Origin of the sequence: Paenibacillus sp. FSL H8-0457 (assembly GCF_038051935.1) — a bacterium.
Lineage (GTDB): Bacteria > Bacillota > Bacilli > Paenibacillales > Paenibacillaceae > Paenibacillus_AQ > Paenibacillus_AQ lautus_A.
Window position 1 is genome coordinate 5,929,533 of record NZ_CP150293.1, and the last position, 15,299, is coordinate 5,944,831.

15 protein-coding genes and 5 tRNA genes are annotated in these 15,299 nt (G+C 50.5%); 4 read left to right on the top strand and 16 right to left on the bottom strand.

Going from position 1 to position 15,299, the window contains the following annotated elements; genetic code table 11:
• Window positions 1–8: 8 nt before the first annotated feature.
• The 8 genes from MHI43_RS26515 to MHI43_RS26550 form a co-directional block, all read right to left on the bottom strand.
• Complete coding sequence (locus MHI43_RS26515; protein ID WP_015737241.1) at window positions 9–1,016, bottom strand: iron ABC transporter permease; 1,008 nt, start codon at window positions 1,014–1,016, stop codon at window positions 9–11.
• A 40-nt stretch (window positions 1,017–1,056) separates the two neighbouring features.
• Window positions 1,057–2,073 carry an ABC transporter substrate-binding protein gene (locus MHI43_RS26520; protein ID WP_015737242.1) on the bottom strand — a complete coding sequence of 339 codons (1,017 nt, stop codon included), beginning with the start codon at window positions 2,071–2,073 and terminating at the stop codon, window positions 1,057–1,059.
• 117 nt (window positions 2,074–2,190) lie between these two features.
• The gene (locus tag MHI43_RS26525) at window positions 2,191–3,840 is read right to left on the bottom strand and encodes an AraC family transcriptional regulator (RefSeq protein WP_341283180.1); all 1,650 of its coding nucleotides are present in this window, start codon (window positions 3,838–3,840) and stop codon (window positions 2,191–2,193) included.
• Between the two features lie 272 nt (window positions 3,841–4,112).
• Complete coding sequence (locus MHI43_RS26530) at window positions 4,113–4,577, bottom strand: general stress protein (RefSeq protein WP_015737244.1); 465 nt, start codon at window positions 4,575–4,577, stop codon at window positions 4,113–4,115.
• Between the two features lie 199 nt (window positions 4,578–4,776).
• A tRNA-Leu gene (locus MHI43_RS26535) sits at window positions 4,777–4,859 on the bottom strand.
• A gap of 38 nt (window positions 4,860–4,897) precedes the next feature.
• Window positions 4,898–4,973 (bottom strand) — tRNA-Lys (locus MHI43_RS26540).
• Between the two features lie 72 nt (window positions 4,974–5,045).
• Window positions 5,046–5,120 (bottom strand) — tRNA-Glu (locus MHI43_RS26545).
• Between the two features lie 116 nt (window positions 5,121–5,236).
• The gene (locus MHI43_RS26550) at window positions 5,237–5,932 is read right to left on the bottom strand and encodes a peptidase E (protein ID WP_015737245.1); all 696 of its coding nucleotides are present in this window, start codon (window positions 5,930–5,932) and stop codon (window positions 5,237–5,239) included.
• 398 nt (window positions 5,933–6,330) lie between these two features.
• Here MHI43_RS26550 and MHI43_RS26555 point away from each other — a divergent pair.
• Window positions 6,331–7,475 (top strand): IS3 family transposase gene (locus tag MHI43_RS26555; protein WP_085982514.1). Its coding sequence is split into 2 segments (ribosomal slippage): window positions 6,331–6,625 and window positions 6,625–7,475, totalling 1,146 coding nucleotides; the frame shifts between segments, so codons are not numbered across the junction.
• Window positions 7,476–7,557: 82 nt separating this feature from the next.
• Here MHI43_RS26555 and MHI43_RS26560 read toward each other — a convergent pair.
• The 3 genes from MHI43_RS26560 to MHI43_RS26570 form a co-directional block, all read right to left on the bottom strand.
• Window positions 7,558–7,646 (bottom strand) — tRNA-Ser (locus tag MHI43_RS26560).
• Between the two features lie 3 nt (window positions 7,647–7,649).
• Window positions 7,650–7,725 (bottom strand) — tRNA-Asn (locus MHI43_RS26565).
• Window positions 7,726–7,751: 26 nt separating this feature from the next.
• The gene (locus MHI43_RS26570) at window positions 7,752–8,240 is read right to left on the bottom strand and encodes a SprT family protein (protein WP_186326543.1); all 489 of its coding nucleotides are present in this window, start codon (window positions 8,238–8,240) and stop codon (window positions 7,752–7,754) included.
• A gap of 116 nt (window positions 8,241–8,356) precedes the next feature.
• Here MHI43_RS26570 and MHI43_RS26575 point away from each other — a divergent pair, with 116 nt between their 5' ends.
• Both MHI43_RS26575 and cmpA read left to right on the top strand, forming a co-directional pair.
• The gene (locus MHI43_RS26575; RefSeq protein WP_015737249.1) at window positions 8,357–8,707 is read left to right on the top strand and encodes a hypothetical protein; all 351 of its coding nucleotides are present in this window, start codon (window positions 8,357–8,359) and stop codon (window positions 8,705–8,707) included.
• A gap of 80 nt (window positions 8,708–8,787) precedes the next feature.
• Window positions 8,788–8,919 carry a cortex morphogenetic protein CmpA gene (cmpA, locus tag MHI43_RS26580; protein WP_015737250.1) on the top strand — a complete coding sequence of 44 codons (132 nt, stop codon included), beginning with the start codon at window positions 8,788–8,790 and terminating at the stop codon, window positions 8,917–8,919.
• Window positions 8,920–9,017: 98 nt separating this feature from the next.
• Here the strand turns inward: cmpA and MHI43_RS26585 are convergent, their stop codons facing one another.
• Entirely contained in the window at window positions 9,018–9,488 is a 471-nt protein-coding gene (locus MHI43_RS26585; protein WP_015737251.1) for a DinB family protein, read from the bottom strand.
• A 144-nt stretch (window positions 9,489–9,632) separates the two neighbouring features.
• On the opposite strand from MHI43_RS26585, the gene MHI43_RS26590 reads away from it, so the two are divergent.
• Window positions 9,633–10,193, top strand: a complete 561-nt coding sequence (locus MHI43_RS26590; protein WP_015737252.1) for an ABATE domain-containing protein — start codon at window positions 9,633–9,635, stop codon at window positions 10,191–10,193.
• A gap of 197 nt (window positions 10,194–10,390) precedes the next feature.
• Here MHI43_RS26590 and MHI43_RS26595 read toward each other — a convergent pair whose 3' ends face one another.
• From MHI43_RS26595 to alr, 4 genes are all read right to left on the bottom strand, one after another.
• Entirely contained in the window at window positions 10,391–12,613 is a 2,223-nt protein-coding gene (locus tag MHI43_RS26595; protein WP_015737253.1) for a Tex family protein, read from the bottom strand.
• A gap of 422 nt (window positions 12,614–13,035) precedes the next feature.
• The gene (locus tag MHI43_RS26600; RefSeq protein WP_006212388.1) at window positions 13,036–13,386 is read right to left on the bottom strand and encodes a type II toxin-antitoxin system PemK/MazF family toxin; all 351 of its coding nucleotides are present in this window, start codon (window positions 13,384–13,386) and stop codon (window positions 13,036–13,038) included.
• Between the two features lie 3 nt (window positions 13,387–13,389).
• A complete protein-coding gene (locus MHI43_RS26605; RefSeq protein WP_028406492.1) occupies window positions 13,390–13,671 on the bottom strand; it encodes a ribbon-helix-helix protein, CopG family in 282 nt (93 codons plus the stop codon).
• Window positions 13,672–13,897: 226 nt separating this feature from the next.
• Window positions 13,898–15,085, bottom strand: coding sequence for an alanine racemase (gene alr, locus MHI43_RS26610; protein WP_015737255.1), 1,188 nt, complete (start codon window positions 15,083–15,085; stop codon window positions 13,898–13,900).
• Between the last annotated feature and the right edge of the window lie 214 nt (window positions 15,086–15,299).

Sequence of the window (15,299 nt, forward strand, 5' to 3'; positions counted from 1 at the left end):
AAGATGTGTTATGCACGCTGAGCCCCTCCCCTCGTCTTGATCAGATAGAGGAAGAACGGCACGCCGATCAGCGAAGTGATGACACCGACCGGCGTCTCGAAAGGGCTGTTCACGAACCGGGCGAGTATGTCGCACAGCGCCAGGAACATGCCGCCAAGCACGCCCGACACCGGTACGATCCATCGGTAATCGGAGCCCGATAAGTACCGTGCAATATGAGGGACAATCAAGCCTACAAAGGCAACCTTCCCTGCCAGCGCCACCGATACGCCCGTCAAGATCACGACCGCCAGCATCGCAAGGCCTTTCACCAGCCATGTTTTGACGCCAAGCCCCTTGGCCGTCTCGTCCCCGAGGGAGAGCAGCGTGATCGATTTGGACAAAACCACGGCGAGGCACAAACCGACGATCGCAAACGGAATGCTCAGCTTGATCAGCTCGGGATCCATGGCATGCAGCCGGGCATTGTACCAAAAACTGATGCTTTGGGAGATTTGAAAATAAGCTGCCAAAGCTTCGGCCGTTCCGCTAAGAAACGTCCCGATCACGGTTCCTAGTATAGCCAGCCGAACCGGACTGAGCCCCCCTGGAATAAGCCATGCTAATCCGAACACGACGGCTGCACCGATCACGGAACCAACCAATGAACTGACAATGTACATATTGGAGCTGGCATTCGGAATGAATACCATGAACAAGGTCACCGCGAACACCGAACCGTCCGATACCCCCATAATGGAGGGGGAGGCTAGATAGTTTCTTGTCATCCCCTGCATAAGAGCGCCCGAAACCGCCAGAAAAGCACCGATCAACATAGCCCCGACGACTCGGGGCAGCCGGGAGCTCATAATGATCTGATGGTCGATGCTCTCCGGGTCAAAAGCGAAGATGGAGTCCCAGACGGTATCCATCGAAATATTCTTGGCTCCATACAGGATGGAGGCCGCTATGAGCAATAAGCAGACTGCCGGGGCCATCACAAGGATGACAGCCGGCAGCGATTTTTTGAACCCCATGAACAACACGCCTTATACGTTTATACTGAAATGTTTGATATTATTTCGTAAGATTTTCGACGGCAGCTTTCAGAAACTCGATTTTACTGTACGCGGTACCGCCTTGAGCAAGCGGGTCAACCACGTTGACAAAAGCCGTTCCGTTCTTGAACGCGTTCAGGTTTTTCATGATCGGATCATTCTGCAGCTCTTCCAGTGCGTTCGGCGTATCCTTGTTCTCGTCCGGAGAGAACTGGACAAACACGTAATCCGGATTCATCTCAGCCATTTTCTCTTTGGAGACCAGCTCCTGCGCTTGCGCGGCTTCTACCTCAGCCGGTACGGCGATTCCCAGATCCTCGTACAATACCGGATTAAAGAATACCCCAGCCGGGTAAATGTACATCTCTCCCGCACGAACCCGTAGCGCCAAAACCTTCTTGTCCTTCAGGCCGTCTCCGATGGTTGCCTTTGCGGCTTCCAGATCCTCTTTATATTTAGCGATCTCTTGCTCAGCCTGTTCCTGCTTGCCGCTCAACTCGCCCAGCAATCTCAAATTGCTCTCCCAGTTGGTGGATACATGAGAATAAGGTATCGTCGGGGCAATTTTATTCAATTGTTCCACGACCTCCGGCTTGAACTTGGAAGATCCCAAAATCACGTCCGGTTTCAGCGAGAGGATCGTTTCGAAATTCGGCTCCGTTTTCTCGCCTACCGACTGGGCATCCTTTGTAATCGACTCAAACAATGGAGGGAAAGAGCCCGAGAAGCTGATCGCTCCGACCGGATTCACTTCCAGTACAATAGAGTCCTCCATGGCTTCGACGGCACCCGTGATAACGATCCGCTCCGTTTTGGCAGGAAGCGTGTATTCCTGATCAAGATATTTCACAACTTTGGCTTCGCCCGCAGCGGGTGTTTCTTCGTTCGAAGCTTTATTCTCCTCAGCGGTGTTCGTGCTTCCTGCATTACTCGTGCTTGCTCCGTCTGTATCTTTAGCCTCGTTACCTCCGCCACAAGCAGATAGTACCAAAGCAAATACCAGCAATAACCCCAAGACCATTTTCATCCGTTTCATCTCTCTCCAGTTACCCCTTCCATGATCCATGATCATTCAATAATTGATAATGATTATCATTATTGATCATACTATCGGATTTGCTCTCTATGCACCATGGACAAATAACCGGATTCCTCATGGACATTTTCCGGAAAATAACCGGAAGGCCTCCTCCGCCATCTGCTCCATTGCAATGGGCGAATACTCACGCCAAGGATAAGAGGATAATTGATGGAACGTTCCCTCTCTCACCGCGGAGATGGTCATCCACTCCGGCGTCGCCTGCAGTCTTCTCCAATAGGCAAGCGTTTCGGAATCTTGACGGATCAGAAGAAGCAGATGGTTTGCACGGCTCTCCCTGATCTGCTCCATCGTTAAATACCCCTCATTCTGCTGATCCATAGGCAGGGCCGGCTGAAAACCGAAATCATCGAATAGTAATTCCTTCATGCCCGGATGGCTGTATGCCCGAAGTTCATCCTGATGCAGGCGCGCGGTCAAAAGCGTACGGGCTTCCCTATTGCTAGAGGGGAGCTTCTCCCGGTAAGCCGATATCTTGTGATGAAACGCTTCAATCCACTGCTCTGCTTCAGGCAGCTTGTCCAGCATTTTGGCGAGACTAAGCAAGTTGAACCGCCATCCTTCCTGCTCTCCCGGCATTTCATAGAGAGGGGCGATCTGCCGAAGCTGCTCCTTCTCCCACTCCTCGACCCCCTGCGCGCACACGATGAGCTCCGGACGTGCCGTGGCCAGCTTCTCCAGATTCGCATATTTGTTATGGTTCTGGCGGTATGCATCCAGATGGACCGGAATATCCGGGCCGAGATGGTTATAGTAATGCTGTGACCACTTTGGATGAAGCGGGGCCGCGTACGGCGTGAAATCCAGCGGCATGGCGTAACCCAAAAGGCTCGTTGAGCCGTACATCGCCAGTTTATTTTTCCTTGTCTTCATATAGGCGGAGGGCGAGATCCCAAAAGCTTTCTTAAACTTGCGGCTGAAATAAAATTCATCCTTATACCCCACCATATGGGCAACCTCACGCAGCAAGGAATCCGAACCCAGCATCAATTGTTTTGCCTTGTTCAAACGGACGCTCGCCAAATAATCCATAGCGCTGTGCCCATAGGTCTTCTTATATACCTCTACAAAATACTTGGGGCTCAGCTCGGAGAGATTCGCCAGCTGCTCGATTGTTAAATCTTCATCGTAATGCTCCTCGATATACTCCTTCACCCGCTCCAGCGCTTGCCGTTTATCATTCTTGGCATATGGACTGCATTCGGCCATCATCGTGTACAGCAGCTCTTGAAAATCCAGCTGAGCCCTCCACTGCTTCATGGGCTCCTTGCTGTGAAAATCCTTATACATCGCCCGGCAGACGAGATTCAAGCGGTCCGGAGAACTGATGACAAAGATGCCATCATAGGGCATGAATGCGGAGCCGTCCACTTCATGCAGCCGACCGCAGCCCGACATCCCTTCATAGAAGCCAAAATGAAGGATCGCAACCGCTGCCTGTTCCTGTTCCTCGGAACTCCAGTACTCGCCGCTCGTAATGCCGAAAGTAGATCCAGCCGCGCAAAAATAAACGCACCCCTTATTCATGCGGGTCACATGCTCTGCCTGCTGCAAACAGGTCTCTCCACTAAGCGGGACGATCAAGGCCGGCTGCACGGCCAACTGTTGTTCCAAGGACATCCCTTGCCCATGAACAATATCCATATTCCATAAACGGGCCATGAACCCGCTGTATTCTTGCAGCTCGTCCTTGCTGCTATTCATCGATAGGTTTAACATCATTGCAGACCCCAACCTTAAATGAGAATGGTTATCATTATCATATAATTATCATACACCGTATCAAATGTCCAGCACGTTCTTCGTCTTTCCCATAATGCGCCATGATAGTCAGGCTAAAAAAGAAAGCAGCCATGTCTCCCTAAAAGGAGTCATGGCTGCTGCTATTTACAAGTGTGTCTGAAGGCGGATCTTTTGAATGAGAGAGTTTCAACCCCCTCCAAGGGGAGTCTCTTCTTACATCCGCTGAATTTTCATTAATTTCCCCGTTGGCGCTGCCGGGCTCTAGCCTCGCCGCCTTTGCGGCCCGCTTCTTCACGGCTCATCTTGCCATCCCCGTTGCTGCCGCTGCCGTTTCTGGCTTCGCCGCCCTGCTGTCCAATTTCTTGGTAGAACTCGCGACCATGGGAATCCGAGGTAGCCTCGCCGCCTTTGCGGCCGATTTCCTCATAGAACTCCCTGCCATGGGAGTCGGAAGTCGCTTCGCCGCCCTTCTGGCCAATCTCTTGATAAAACTCCTTATCATGGGAGTTTGACGTGGAGTCTCCGCCTTTTTTGCCGATTTCCTGATAAAATTCTTTGTCATGGGAGCGGGACGTCGCTTCGCCGCCCTTCCGTCCGATCTCTTGGTAAAACTCTTTATCATGGTTGTTCGCTGTTGCTTCTCCACCTAAACGTCCTGCTTCTTCACGGCTCATCTTTCCATTATTGTTATTAGCCATTCTGAATCACTCCTTATAGGTTTTTGGAAGTTGTTGCTCGTCCACGATATGATATTAACCTCTTGACCAGAGATGAAACACCGGTTTTGCATAAACGCGCAATGAAAAATATCTAAAATATGGATAATCTCTATGGAAATCCTGATATATAAATAAAAAAGCTCCACGCTATGCGTGAAGCTTCTTCTTCAACATGGTATGCGGTAGAGAGGACTCGAACCTCCACGGGTATACACCCACTACCCCCTCAAGATAGCGTGTCTGCCATTCCACCACTACCGCATAATATAAGGGATACATCTCTTCGTGCTTAGTAAAAATGGTGAGCCATGAAGGACTCGAACCTTCGACACCCTGATTAAAAGTCAGGTGCTCTACCAACTGAGCTAATGGCTCTCGATGACAATCGTGCGGCTGCCATATAGAAAGTGGTTACTCGGGTTTCTCATCCCGAGGTTATATAGAAAGTGGTGACCCGTAGGGGATTCGAACCCCTGTTACCTCCGTGAAAGGGAGGTGTCTTAACCCCTTGACCAACGGGCCACTTTAACCACGTCGCCGTGACGACAAGATTGAGTATAGCATAAATTTAAAAATGCTGGCAAGCTTTTTTTTCGCGAATTTTCAAATTTATTTATTTAGCTTTTTCGGCCCATAAATCAGCCTAAAAAACCAGGTGTCAACTTCCCTTCTTGAACGCTATTTCCTTTACGCTTCACATGGTATGCATGTGCGTTTTCCCTTGAGCTTACGATTCGATGCAACCGTCCATCCATAAAATGCAATGCAACCCCGTCATCAGCAGCATATCCTGCTTTTGCTTCACCTTGAAGCACGAGTTTGTGATAGGCGGGTCTTCTTTTGCTCTCTCCATCATAATGCGGACAATGACTGCCTTGTAATATACCCAAACCCTCAAGCTTGTATAAAGGCCCGTTCAACGGGTCCGTCACCCCTTGCTCAAACCAGCAAATGGAGCCAGCGCTTAACCCGGTTAAAATGACACCCTGTTCATACGCCTCTTTGAGTATCTGATCCAGGCCCCATTCCTTCCACAAGACCAGCATATTCCGGGTATTGCCCCCGCCAACATAAATGATATCCTTCTCGAGTACAAAAGACCGAAGATCAGCAAAGTTCGGCTGGAACAGCGACAGATGACTGGGAATACACGGCAGTGTCCGGAAAGCATGATAGAAACGTTCAACATACCCATCCGCATCCCCGCTTGCCGTCGGAACAAAACACACTTCAGGCATTTCTTTCGATACTTGTGCCAAAACATAGCGATCCAGCAGCAAATTATCAGGTTCCATCGAAAAGCCGCCGCCACCCATTGCAATAATCTGTTTCATTGAGCTCTATTCCCCCATTCATGCTAAAGCGAAAGAGAGAGGGATACTCTCCCTTCGGTCGAGACTGCGAAGTATCCTAACGCTGATTATGCTCCGACGAACCCTATCCAGGGTTCTCATCCCTATGCAAAAAAAGCTCCCGATCACTTAGTGATGGGAGCTTTCTTCGATGTCATGCTAAAGCGAAAGAGAGAGGGATACTCTCCCTTCGGTCGAGACTGAGAAGTATCCCTAACGCTGATTAAGCTCCGACGAACCCTATCAGGGTTCTCATCCCTATGCAAAGAAAGCTCCCGATCACTTGGGACTGACCCCAAAGCGTGAGACAAATTAAAACACCTTCAAGAGAACTAAACCATGTCGTAAGATATGGAGATAACCTTGGAGGTGTTTTTGCGTTGGCAACAAGAGTTAGCTACCCATTCGAACTTAAGATGAAAGCTATTGAAATGAGATTAGAAGGAGTTCCGGTTAGAGAGGTCATGGAGCAACTCGGGATACGGAATAAGACACAGCTAAAGGTGTGGATGAAGTGGTATCGAGAAGGTGACGTACATCGGCTGGAGCAGCCTGTGGGTAAGCAATATAGCTACGGGAAGGGGCCAGAATACTCTTCAGAGTTAGAAAAACTACAGGCAGAAAACCGATTTTTAAAGCAGCAATTGGACCTGCTAAAAAAGTACACGGAGTTAGAAAGGAGGTGAAACCCGAGGTCGTCGTTGCTTGGATCGAGTCCATTCGAGAAGAAGTCACGGTGACGCAAGCTTGTGCATGGCTTGGGATTGCAAGAGCAACCTATTATCGCTGGAAAGCAACTGTGGAAGCAAAAGGTCCAGAACCAACGGTGGAGAAAATCCGAGAACTTTGCATTCATCATAAATTTCGGTATGGTTACCGGAAGATCACCGCGCTCCTCCGAACAGAGCAAAGTATAAATCACAAACGTGTGCAGCGTATTATGCAGCGAGAGGGGCTCCAATGTCGTGTCAGAGTGAAGAAACGCAAACCTACAGGGCAGCCAGCTTACATCGCAGAACACTTGTTAAAGCGTCAGTTTGAGGCCGATGCCCCTATGCAAAAACTCGTAACAGACATTACGTATTTGCCGTTTGGCGGAAAAACGTTATACCTGTCGAGCATCTTGGACTTGTTTAACGGAGAGATTGTGGCATACAGTATATCTGACAAGCAAGACACTGAGTTTGTCCTGGACACGTTGGCTCAACTGCCCACCCTGTCGGGCACCATGCTCCATAGCGACCAAGGCAGCGTCTACACCTCTCAGGCCTATCAAGAAGCTGTAAAGGGAAAAGGCATTACCATGAGCATGTCCCGCAAGGGTACGCCCGCTGATAATGCCCCCATCGAATCGTTTCATTCCACGCTAAAGTCTGAAACGTTCTATCTCGAAGGTTTAACCTGTACGACGACGGCAATCGTCGAGCAGACCGTTCGAGACTACATTACTTACTATAACTCAATTCGCATTCAAACAAAACTAAACAACCAGTCACCGGTTCATTTCCGGCAACTGGCTGCTTAAACTTGCAAGGTGTTTTGATCCCTGTCTCACAAACGGGGGGCAGTCCCACTTGGTGATGGGAGCTTTCTTCGATGTAATACAACGGAGAGAGAGGGATTCGAACCCTCGCACCGCTTACGCAGTCTAACCCCTTAGCAGAGGGTCCCCTTATAGCCACTTGGGTATCTCTCCATATGGCTCCCCGAACAGGACTCGAACCTGTGACAACTCGATTAACAGTCGAGTGCTCTACCAACTGAGCTATCAGGGAACGTGAAGTTGAATACTAATAATTTATCATGACTTCTTAGGGGAGTCAAGCTTCAGAAGCGTTAGACGCCCGCCGCACTTTCCGCACCGATACCGGGCCGGATCCATCTTCCGTTTACGCAGGTATTCCGTCCCGCAGTCGCCGCAGCGAAGCATGTATCGGTACGGTTCCGGTTGACGTCGGCCCGCCGCCTTGCCCTTCGGCAACGATTTGCAGAAACGGCTTCCACCAACGGCCTGCAGCAGTTTCTTGAAATCGGCATCGCGATGGCGATATCCCCTGCCCGCAATGTGGAGATGATAATGGCACAGCTCATGCTTGATGATCTTCTCCACCTCTTCCCTGCCGTGCGTGGCCAGCTGATGCGGATTGATCTCGATATGATGGCTTTTCATGAAATAGCGGCCGCCGGTCGAGGACAATCGCCGGTTAAACGTAGCCTGATGCCTGAACGGAACCCGAAAGCTCTCCAGCGAGATTTTCTCGACCCAGGCCTGCAGCTCCTCATTACTCATCTCGTTCGTTGTCACTATGTCTGATCCTTCCTTTGCCCTGATAAATGCTACTTGAATTTTAACTTCTCTCTGGGCTACACTGTCAAGTAGAAAGTATGGAGGGAGAACCTGCAATCATGCCGAACATGCGCTACGTTATTTTAAAGGGTCAGGACGAGCTGTTCTTTGTCGAAATGCCCAGTGACTATGCTTACCAGCTCAGTGCCCTGAATTTACGCCTGAACAAGGAAATCGATAAACTCACCGCAGCAGGCAAACCTCAGCTGCCTCTTGCCGTAGCCGAATGCGACCATTTGGATTTGATGCAGGAATCGCTGAGCATTCAGGGTGGTCTTGAATACATAAATGAGCTTGAGCAGGCCTTTGCTTCCCTGAACGAAAAGGAATATCCGCTCATCTCGCTGCTTACCGAAATTCGGGCCCTTCAAGCTCAGCTCGAGCAATGGTACGAGGAAGAAGCGCAATAATCGAGGTAGACCTGCACGCTTTGGGCATTTTCCCCATATGCTATCCATACAGATGGAAATAGCAAGAGGAGGAGATACCCTTGCCGCAATGGCTCTGCAATCAGTTGACACGCGCTTTCCGCAAGAAGGACAGACGTCAGATCAAGCTGCTGAACGAATGCTGGTACTTTTACCGGAATTCCCCGGGTGAAGAAAATTCGAATGCCCGTTAGGGCCTGCAATCGATCCATAAGGTTTGACAATAAGCCGGACGCTCTGTCCGGCTTATTTTTGCATGGTAATAGGTGGACTGCATCCGTCGAATCCGCTCCTATAATTCGCTTCGTCTAGCTGGCCAGGAGCCCTGAAGCTTCCGAATAAAAACGATTTGCCCCGTATGATAGGCGTCATGCATGATTAAGCTGAGTATCCGCTGCGGCGATTCTTCGATCTCGGCTTCCGTCATCCCCTCGAACTTCTGTCTTAATGTTGCATGAACCTCCTGAAGCTGCTTCCGGGCCGTATCCCAGGCCTCCTCACTGGTGTCATGGATCAGAAACGTCTCGTCGTTTCCTATCCCTTCATTATGAAGCGGTCTCCCTTCCAATCTGCCGAGCAAACGCTCCTTATAATACAGCAAATGCTGCACGTTCTCCCAAATGGAATTCGCCGCCTCCCCTTCCGGCTTCCACAATGCCTGCTCGAGCGTAACCTCCTTCAGCGCCGGTAGAATCGGAGGATACCAATCCTCCTGATCCATCGCATAATTCCAGTTTTGCAGCAGCAATTCCTTCATGTTCATGTCCATCGCCTCCGCTTTGAATGTAACTACCATAAATAAAATAGAGCGTTACATAAAAACTAACACACTTCAGATCCCAATACAAGTAACTAGCAACATATATATTTACTTGTTACAATGATGAGACAAGAAAGGATGAGCTTCATGTTATGGGATGATTTTATAAACAGCGAATGGCATGACTGGAGAGGCAGCGGCCGATCCGTGGACCGGCTCGCCCGGGAGGATTGGCTCACTGAATTTATTAGCGAGCATGAGCTCCACGTCGCCGTTCCGCTGACTTCGGATGAACTGGAACTTCTCCGGCAGCTCCGATCCTTCCTGCGATTATGCGTTCAGCGCATCGTTGCAGGTACCCTACCTTCCCGCCAGCAAGTAGAGGAATTGAACCGCTGGATGGCGACAGGGCCGGTCATTCGGCAGCTCAAGATCGAAGAGGATCAAAAAGGGGTACTTTCTTATATACCGCAAAATCCAGGCCTGCAAGCAGCCGCTGCCGAGATCGCCGGCTCCTTTGCGCAAGCCATCGAGCAAGGCGAGCTGTCCCGATTTCGCATCTGCACCAATCCGGATTGCCTCTGGGTGTATTACGACGATACGCGAAACCGCTCCAAACGTTATTGCGACGATAAAATGTGCGGCAATCTGATGAAGGTCAGACGCTTTCGGGCGAAGAAAAAGCAGCAGTCAGAGCCCGGGAAATAGGCGTGCGTTTAAGCTGGGCAGTATATTGCAACATACATGCTTACGATAAAAACGTCCTGCTTCTAAAACTGAGTCATGACTAAACCTTCCTCCAGAATAAACTCTATTCGCAGTCGACCCAGCCAATGATGAGAAAAAGAACCCAAAAAAAGAGCCGTTTCTCCCAGAAGGAGAATACGGCTCTTTTTTAGCTCATTTTAGTTCGATCCTTGGTCTTTCGGCTTGCGCATCGTCAATCCGACGCGCCCCTTCTTCAAATCCACGTTCAGCACCCACACGGTAACATTATCCCCAACGGAGACGACATCCATCGGATGTTTAACAAATCCATCGCTCAGCTGGGAGATATGCACCAGGCCGTCGCTCTTGATGCCGATATCGACAAAGGCTCCGAAATCGATGACATTGCGTACCGTTCCCTGAAGCTCCATTCCCGGCACAAGATCCTCGATCTTCAGCACGTCCTGGCGGAAAATCGGCAGCGGCAGTTCCTCCCGCGGATCGCGTCCCGGACGCTGCAGGCTGTCCAGAATATCGCGAAGCGTCGGCACGCCCACCTCAAGCTTCACGGCCAGGCTCTCCGGTTGCTGGGCATCCAGCAGCTCAGCCAGCTCCTTGCTTCCCAGCTTGTCCAGGCCAACCTGGAGCTCCTGGAACAAACGGTCAACCACCGCATAGGATTCCGGGTGAATCGGAGTACGATCCAGGATGTTCTCGCCTTCCGAAATCCGCATGAAACCCACGCACTGCTCATAGGTCTTGGCACCGAGACGCGGAACCTTCTGGAGCTGCTTCCGGCTGACAAATTTCCCGTTCTCTTCCCGGTACTTCACGATATTTTTCGCAATGGTTGCATTGATGCCGGCCACATAAGAGAGCAGCGATGGCGATGCCGTATTCACGTCCACCCCGACATGGTTCACCGCGGACTCCACGACGGCTTTCAAGCTTTCCTCCAGATGTTTCTGGGTTACGTCATGCTGATATTGGCCCACGCCGATCGACTTCGGATCGATCTTCACCAACTCGGCCAGCGGATCCTGCACGCGGCGTGCAATAGAGGCCGCGCTGCGCTCGGCCACATCCAGATCCGGGAATTCTTCCTGCGCCAGCTTCGAGGCCGAATACACGCTTGCCCCGGCTTCGTTAACGATGAGGTAAGCAAGCTCAGGGTCGGCGAGCTCCGCAATGACTTCTTCCGCTACGAACTGCTCCGTTTCGCGGGATGCCGTACCGTTCCCGATGACAATGAGCTTGATTCCGTATTTCGCTATCAGCTCCTTGAACTTCGCGGCAGCCTCCCGCCTCTTGTTGGCCGGCGGCGTCGGATACGTGACGGCTACCTCCAGCAGCTTGCCCGTGTCATCGACTACAGCAAGCTTACATCCGGTACGGTAAGCCGGATCGACGCCCAGCACGCGGCGCCCCTTCACCGGCGGCTGCAGCAGCAAGCTGCGCAGATTCCCCGCAAAGATGGAGATCGCCTGGTTCTCCCCTTTTTCCGTCAACTCCCCGCGCACCTCGCGCTCTATCGATGGGGCTATGAGGCGCTTGTAGGAGTCCTCGATCACCGCCGTCAGAATGTCCGTCACGGCCGAGGGCCCTTTAAGCACCTGCTTTCCGATATACCCGTGTATGGATTCGGAAGGAACCTCCAGCCCCACCTTTAATATGTTCTCGCGTTCGCCCCGGTTAATGGCCAGTATCCGATGCGGCGGCATTTTCTTCGCCAATTCCCGGTAATTGTAATAGTTCTCGTACACGGATTCCGCTTCGGTATCCTTCGCCTCCGACGTCAAAATGCCATGATCCAGGCTGAACCGGCGTACCCAGGAACGAACGGCTGCATCATCGGCAATGTTCTCCGCCAATATATCCATCGCGCCTTGGAGGGCCTCTTCCGCCGAAGCCACGCCTTTCTCCTCATCGATATATTTCGCAGCCTCCACCATCGCATCGGCCTGCTTCGGCTGCGACCAGATCCACTCCGACAGCGGTTCGAGTCCCTTTTCCTTGGCGACACTCGCCCGCGTCTTTCGTTTTTGCTTATACGGACGGTAGAGATCTTCCACCTCCTGCAGCTTCACGGCCGCCGTAATCGATGCTTTCAGTTCTTCCGTCAGCTTGCCTTGCTCTTCTATGATGCGGATGACTTCCCGCTTACGGACCTCCAAATTGCGCAAATAGCCTGTCCGCTCCTCGATATCACGCAATTGGTTCTCATCCAGTTCGCCTGTCATTTCTTTACGGTAACGCGCAATAAACGGTATGGTATTGCCCTCATCCAGAAGTTCAACGGTCGTGCGCACCTGTTTCTCGGACAATTGAAGCTCCTTCGCGATCTGCTTCACGATCCGTTTCGATTCTTCCTTGCGAATCTGTTCTTCATTTACTTCCACAACAGCTTCTAATTCAGACAATGATATCCCTCTTTCTTCAATGAAACTATATTTGCTATTATCCCAAACTTAAGCGCTCATTTCCACTACATCGCTCACTTCGCAAGGCTTTAAGCTGCATTTAATGTCCAATTCATCTGATTTTAAGTTTCGGCTTATATTCTGTTACTACGAACATGCTGCTGCCGGATATCCACACTCCATTACGATCGGGAGGTCACCTTCGATGAATGACAAACATGCGATTGCCTGGTCCGTTGTCTGCCTACTGTTCATTGCAGCAGCGGTCACGACGGCATACGTGCTCATACCTACAAACGCGTAATCGATCGCCCTAAGGGATAAACGCGCCTCGCCTCCACATAAAAACCCCCAAGGAGTTATTCCTTGAGGGTTTTTTGGCCGTAACCGTTCTATGTGGAACATGCAACGCTTGGATTGAATCAAAAATCAATCAAGCCCAGACTTATTTGCAGGGAATCATCCACCTTGCTCATCATTTCATCATCAAGATGGGTGATTTTGTCGGTTAGCCGCTGCTTATCAATCGTCCGGATCTGCTCTAGCAAAATGACGGAATCCCGGTCAAATCCATGCGACGCCGCGTCGATTTCGACGTGAGTCGGCAGCTTGGCTTTTTGAATCTGTGCCGTAATGGCTGCAACAATCACAGTCGGACTAAACCGGTTGCCGATATCGTTCTGAATCACAAGGACCGGCCTTACGCCGCCTTGCTCAGAACCGACAACAGGTGATAAATCCGCAAAAAATACGTCGCCCCGTTTAACGATCACTGTCTACACCCCGCTTACTAAGCGGTCTAGAGTGTTGTCTGCATCTTCCTCCGCGTGAAACGCCTCAGAAGCCATGGTCAGGTTGATTTTGGCCATTTCCATATAACCCCGCTGCATGGATTCACGAATGTAACGTTTCTTCCGTTCATTCAGGTACAACTTCATGGCCTGCCTAATAAGCTCACTGCGGTTGGAATTTTCCAGCTGAGCGATCCCGTCCACTTCCTGCAAAAGATGATCCGGTAAACTGATCATGATTCGTTTGGTGTTCTGCATATTGGCCACCTTCTATTACACCCCCACAACCTTCTCGCCCTGTGCACCAGTATTACATTATTCAAGGAAAATTATACAAAAGAATATATATGCCGAAGGTATATCAAGTATGCTGCATATCATTATAAACTACAATCGACACTTTCGTACAGACTTAAACGACATATTCCTAATTCGGGAAGATCTGTACGTATTCCTTCTTTCCTGAATAAATAACTTATGGCGACATGCTTTTTTAAAGGTTGTTCCAGAGCGCGTTTACGGTCTTTACCGGTATATCATCGCGTATATATAGGCGCGGTACCCGGTGGGCAATCATGCAGACGACCTCATAGTGGATCGTCCCCAGCTTGGCTGCCAGCTCATCTGCCGTAATGCATTCGCCAGATTGCTGGCCGATGAGTACAACCTCTTCACCAGCTTTGATTTGTTCCGCCTCCTCGGCGAAAGATTTGAGCGATACCATACATTGGTCCATACAGATATTTCCGACTACAGGGACGCGGCGGCCGCGTATCAGCACTTCCGCTTTACCGCTCAGCATACGAGAGAAGCCATCGGCATAACCGATGGGAAGGGTTCCAATTCGTTCTTCCTGCTCCGTTACATACTTCGTCCCATAGCTGATGCCGGAATGCGGAGGTAAATTTTTGACGTAGACAAGCTTTGTCTTTAGCGTCATGACAGGGCGGAGGCTCACTGTCTTTCGATTCACCTCGTCCGAAGGATATAGTCCGTACAAGCCGATGCCGACACGAACCATATTATAGGATAGTTCAGGTGTATCGATCGCAGCAGCGCTGTTGCCCGTATGTATGATCGGGATATGGTAATCCTTATCCCGAAGAGCGTCCGCAACGCCCTGGAAACGGCGATACTGTCCCAACGTATAGTCTTTGTTCTCTTCATCCGCTCTTGCAAAATGGGTAAACATTCCTTCGACCACAACCTGAGGCAGCGAAAACGCTTCTTCTATAAAAGAAATCGCATCTTCGCCGGGAAGCAGGCCCAAACGACCCATTCCGCTGTCAATCTTGATGTGTACCTTAAGCGGCTTCTCCGGCTTGACCGGCAGTGCCTTTATCGCTTGGAGCACTTCCGAACTGAACAGGGTTATGGTTACATCATACTCGTAAGCGATCCCTACAGCCTCCGGTGGGGTATAACCGAGCACCAGGATCGGGACAGAGATGCCGCCTTGCCGAAGTTCAATCGCTTCATCAAGGAAAGCCACGCTTAAGTATGCCGCACCCAGTTGCTGAAGTTCGCGTGCCACTTCTACGGCTCCGTGACCATAGGCGTTCGCCTTCACACAAGCAAGCAATTTCATGTGATCCGGCAGCGCCTCACGAAAAGCGTTATAGTTGGCGCGCAGATGGTCCAGGTTGATTTCCGCCAGGGTAGGTCGATATATCGCTTGCAATTCCAGTCACCTTCTTACCATTTTGAAAAAAGCATTATGCTTTACAATAGATTAATGGTAATGTTCCCGGGAGCAACTGTCAATTGAGACAAACTGCTTATTTATGGAGCTCGTGGTTCCATCCGGACGGCGAAACTTGGTGAAACGTCGGAATATCTGCAAAATATCGATGAAGTCCCCTGCCCTAATTCCTTTATTTGGAGAAAATAGGCGA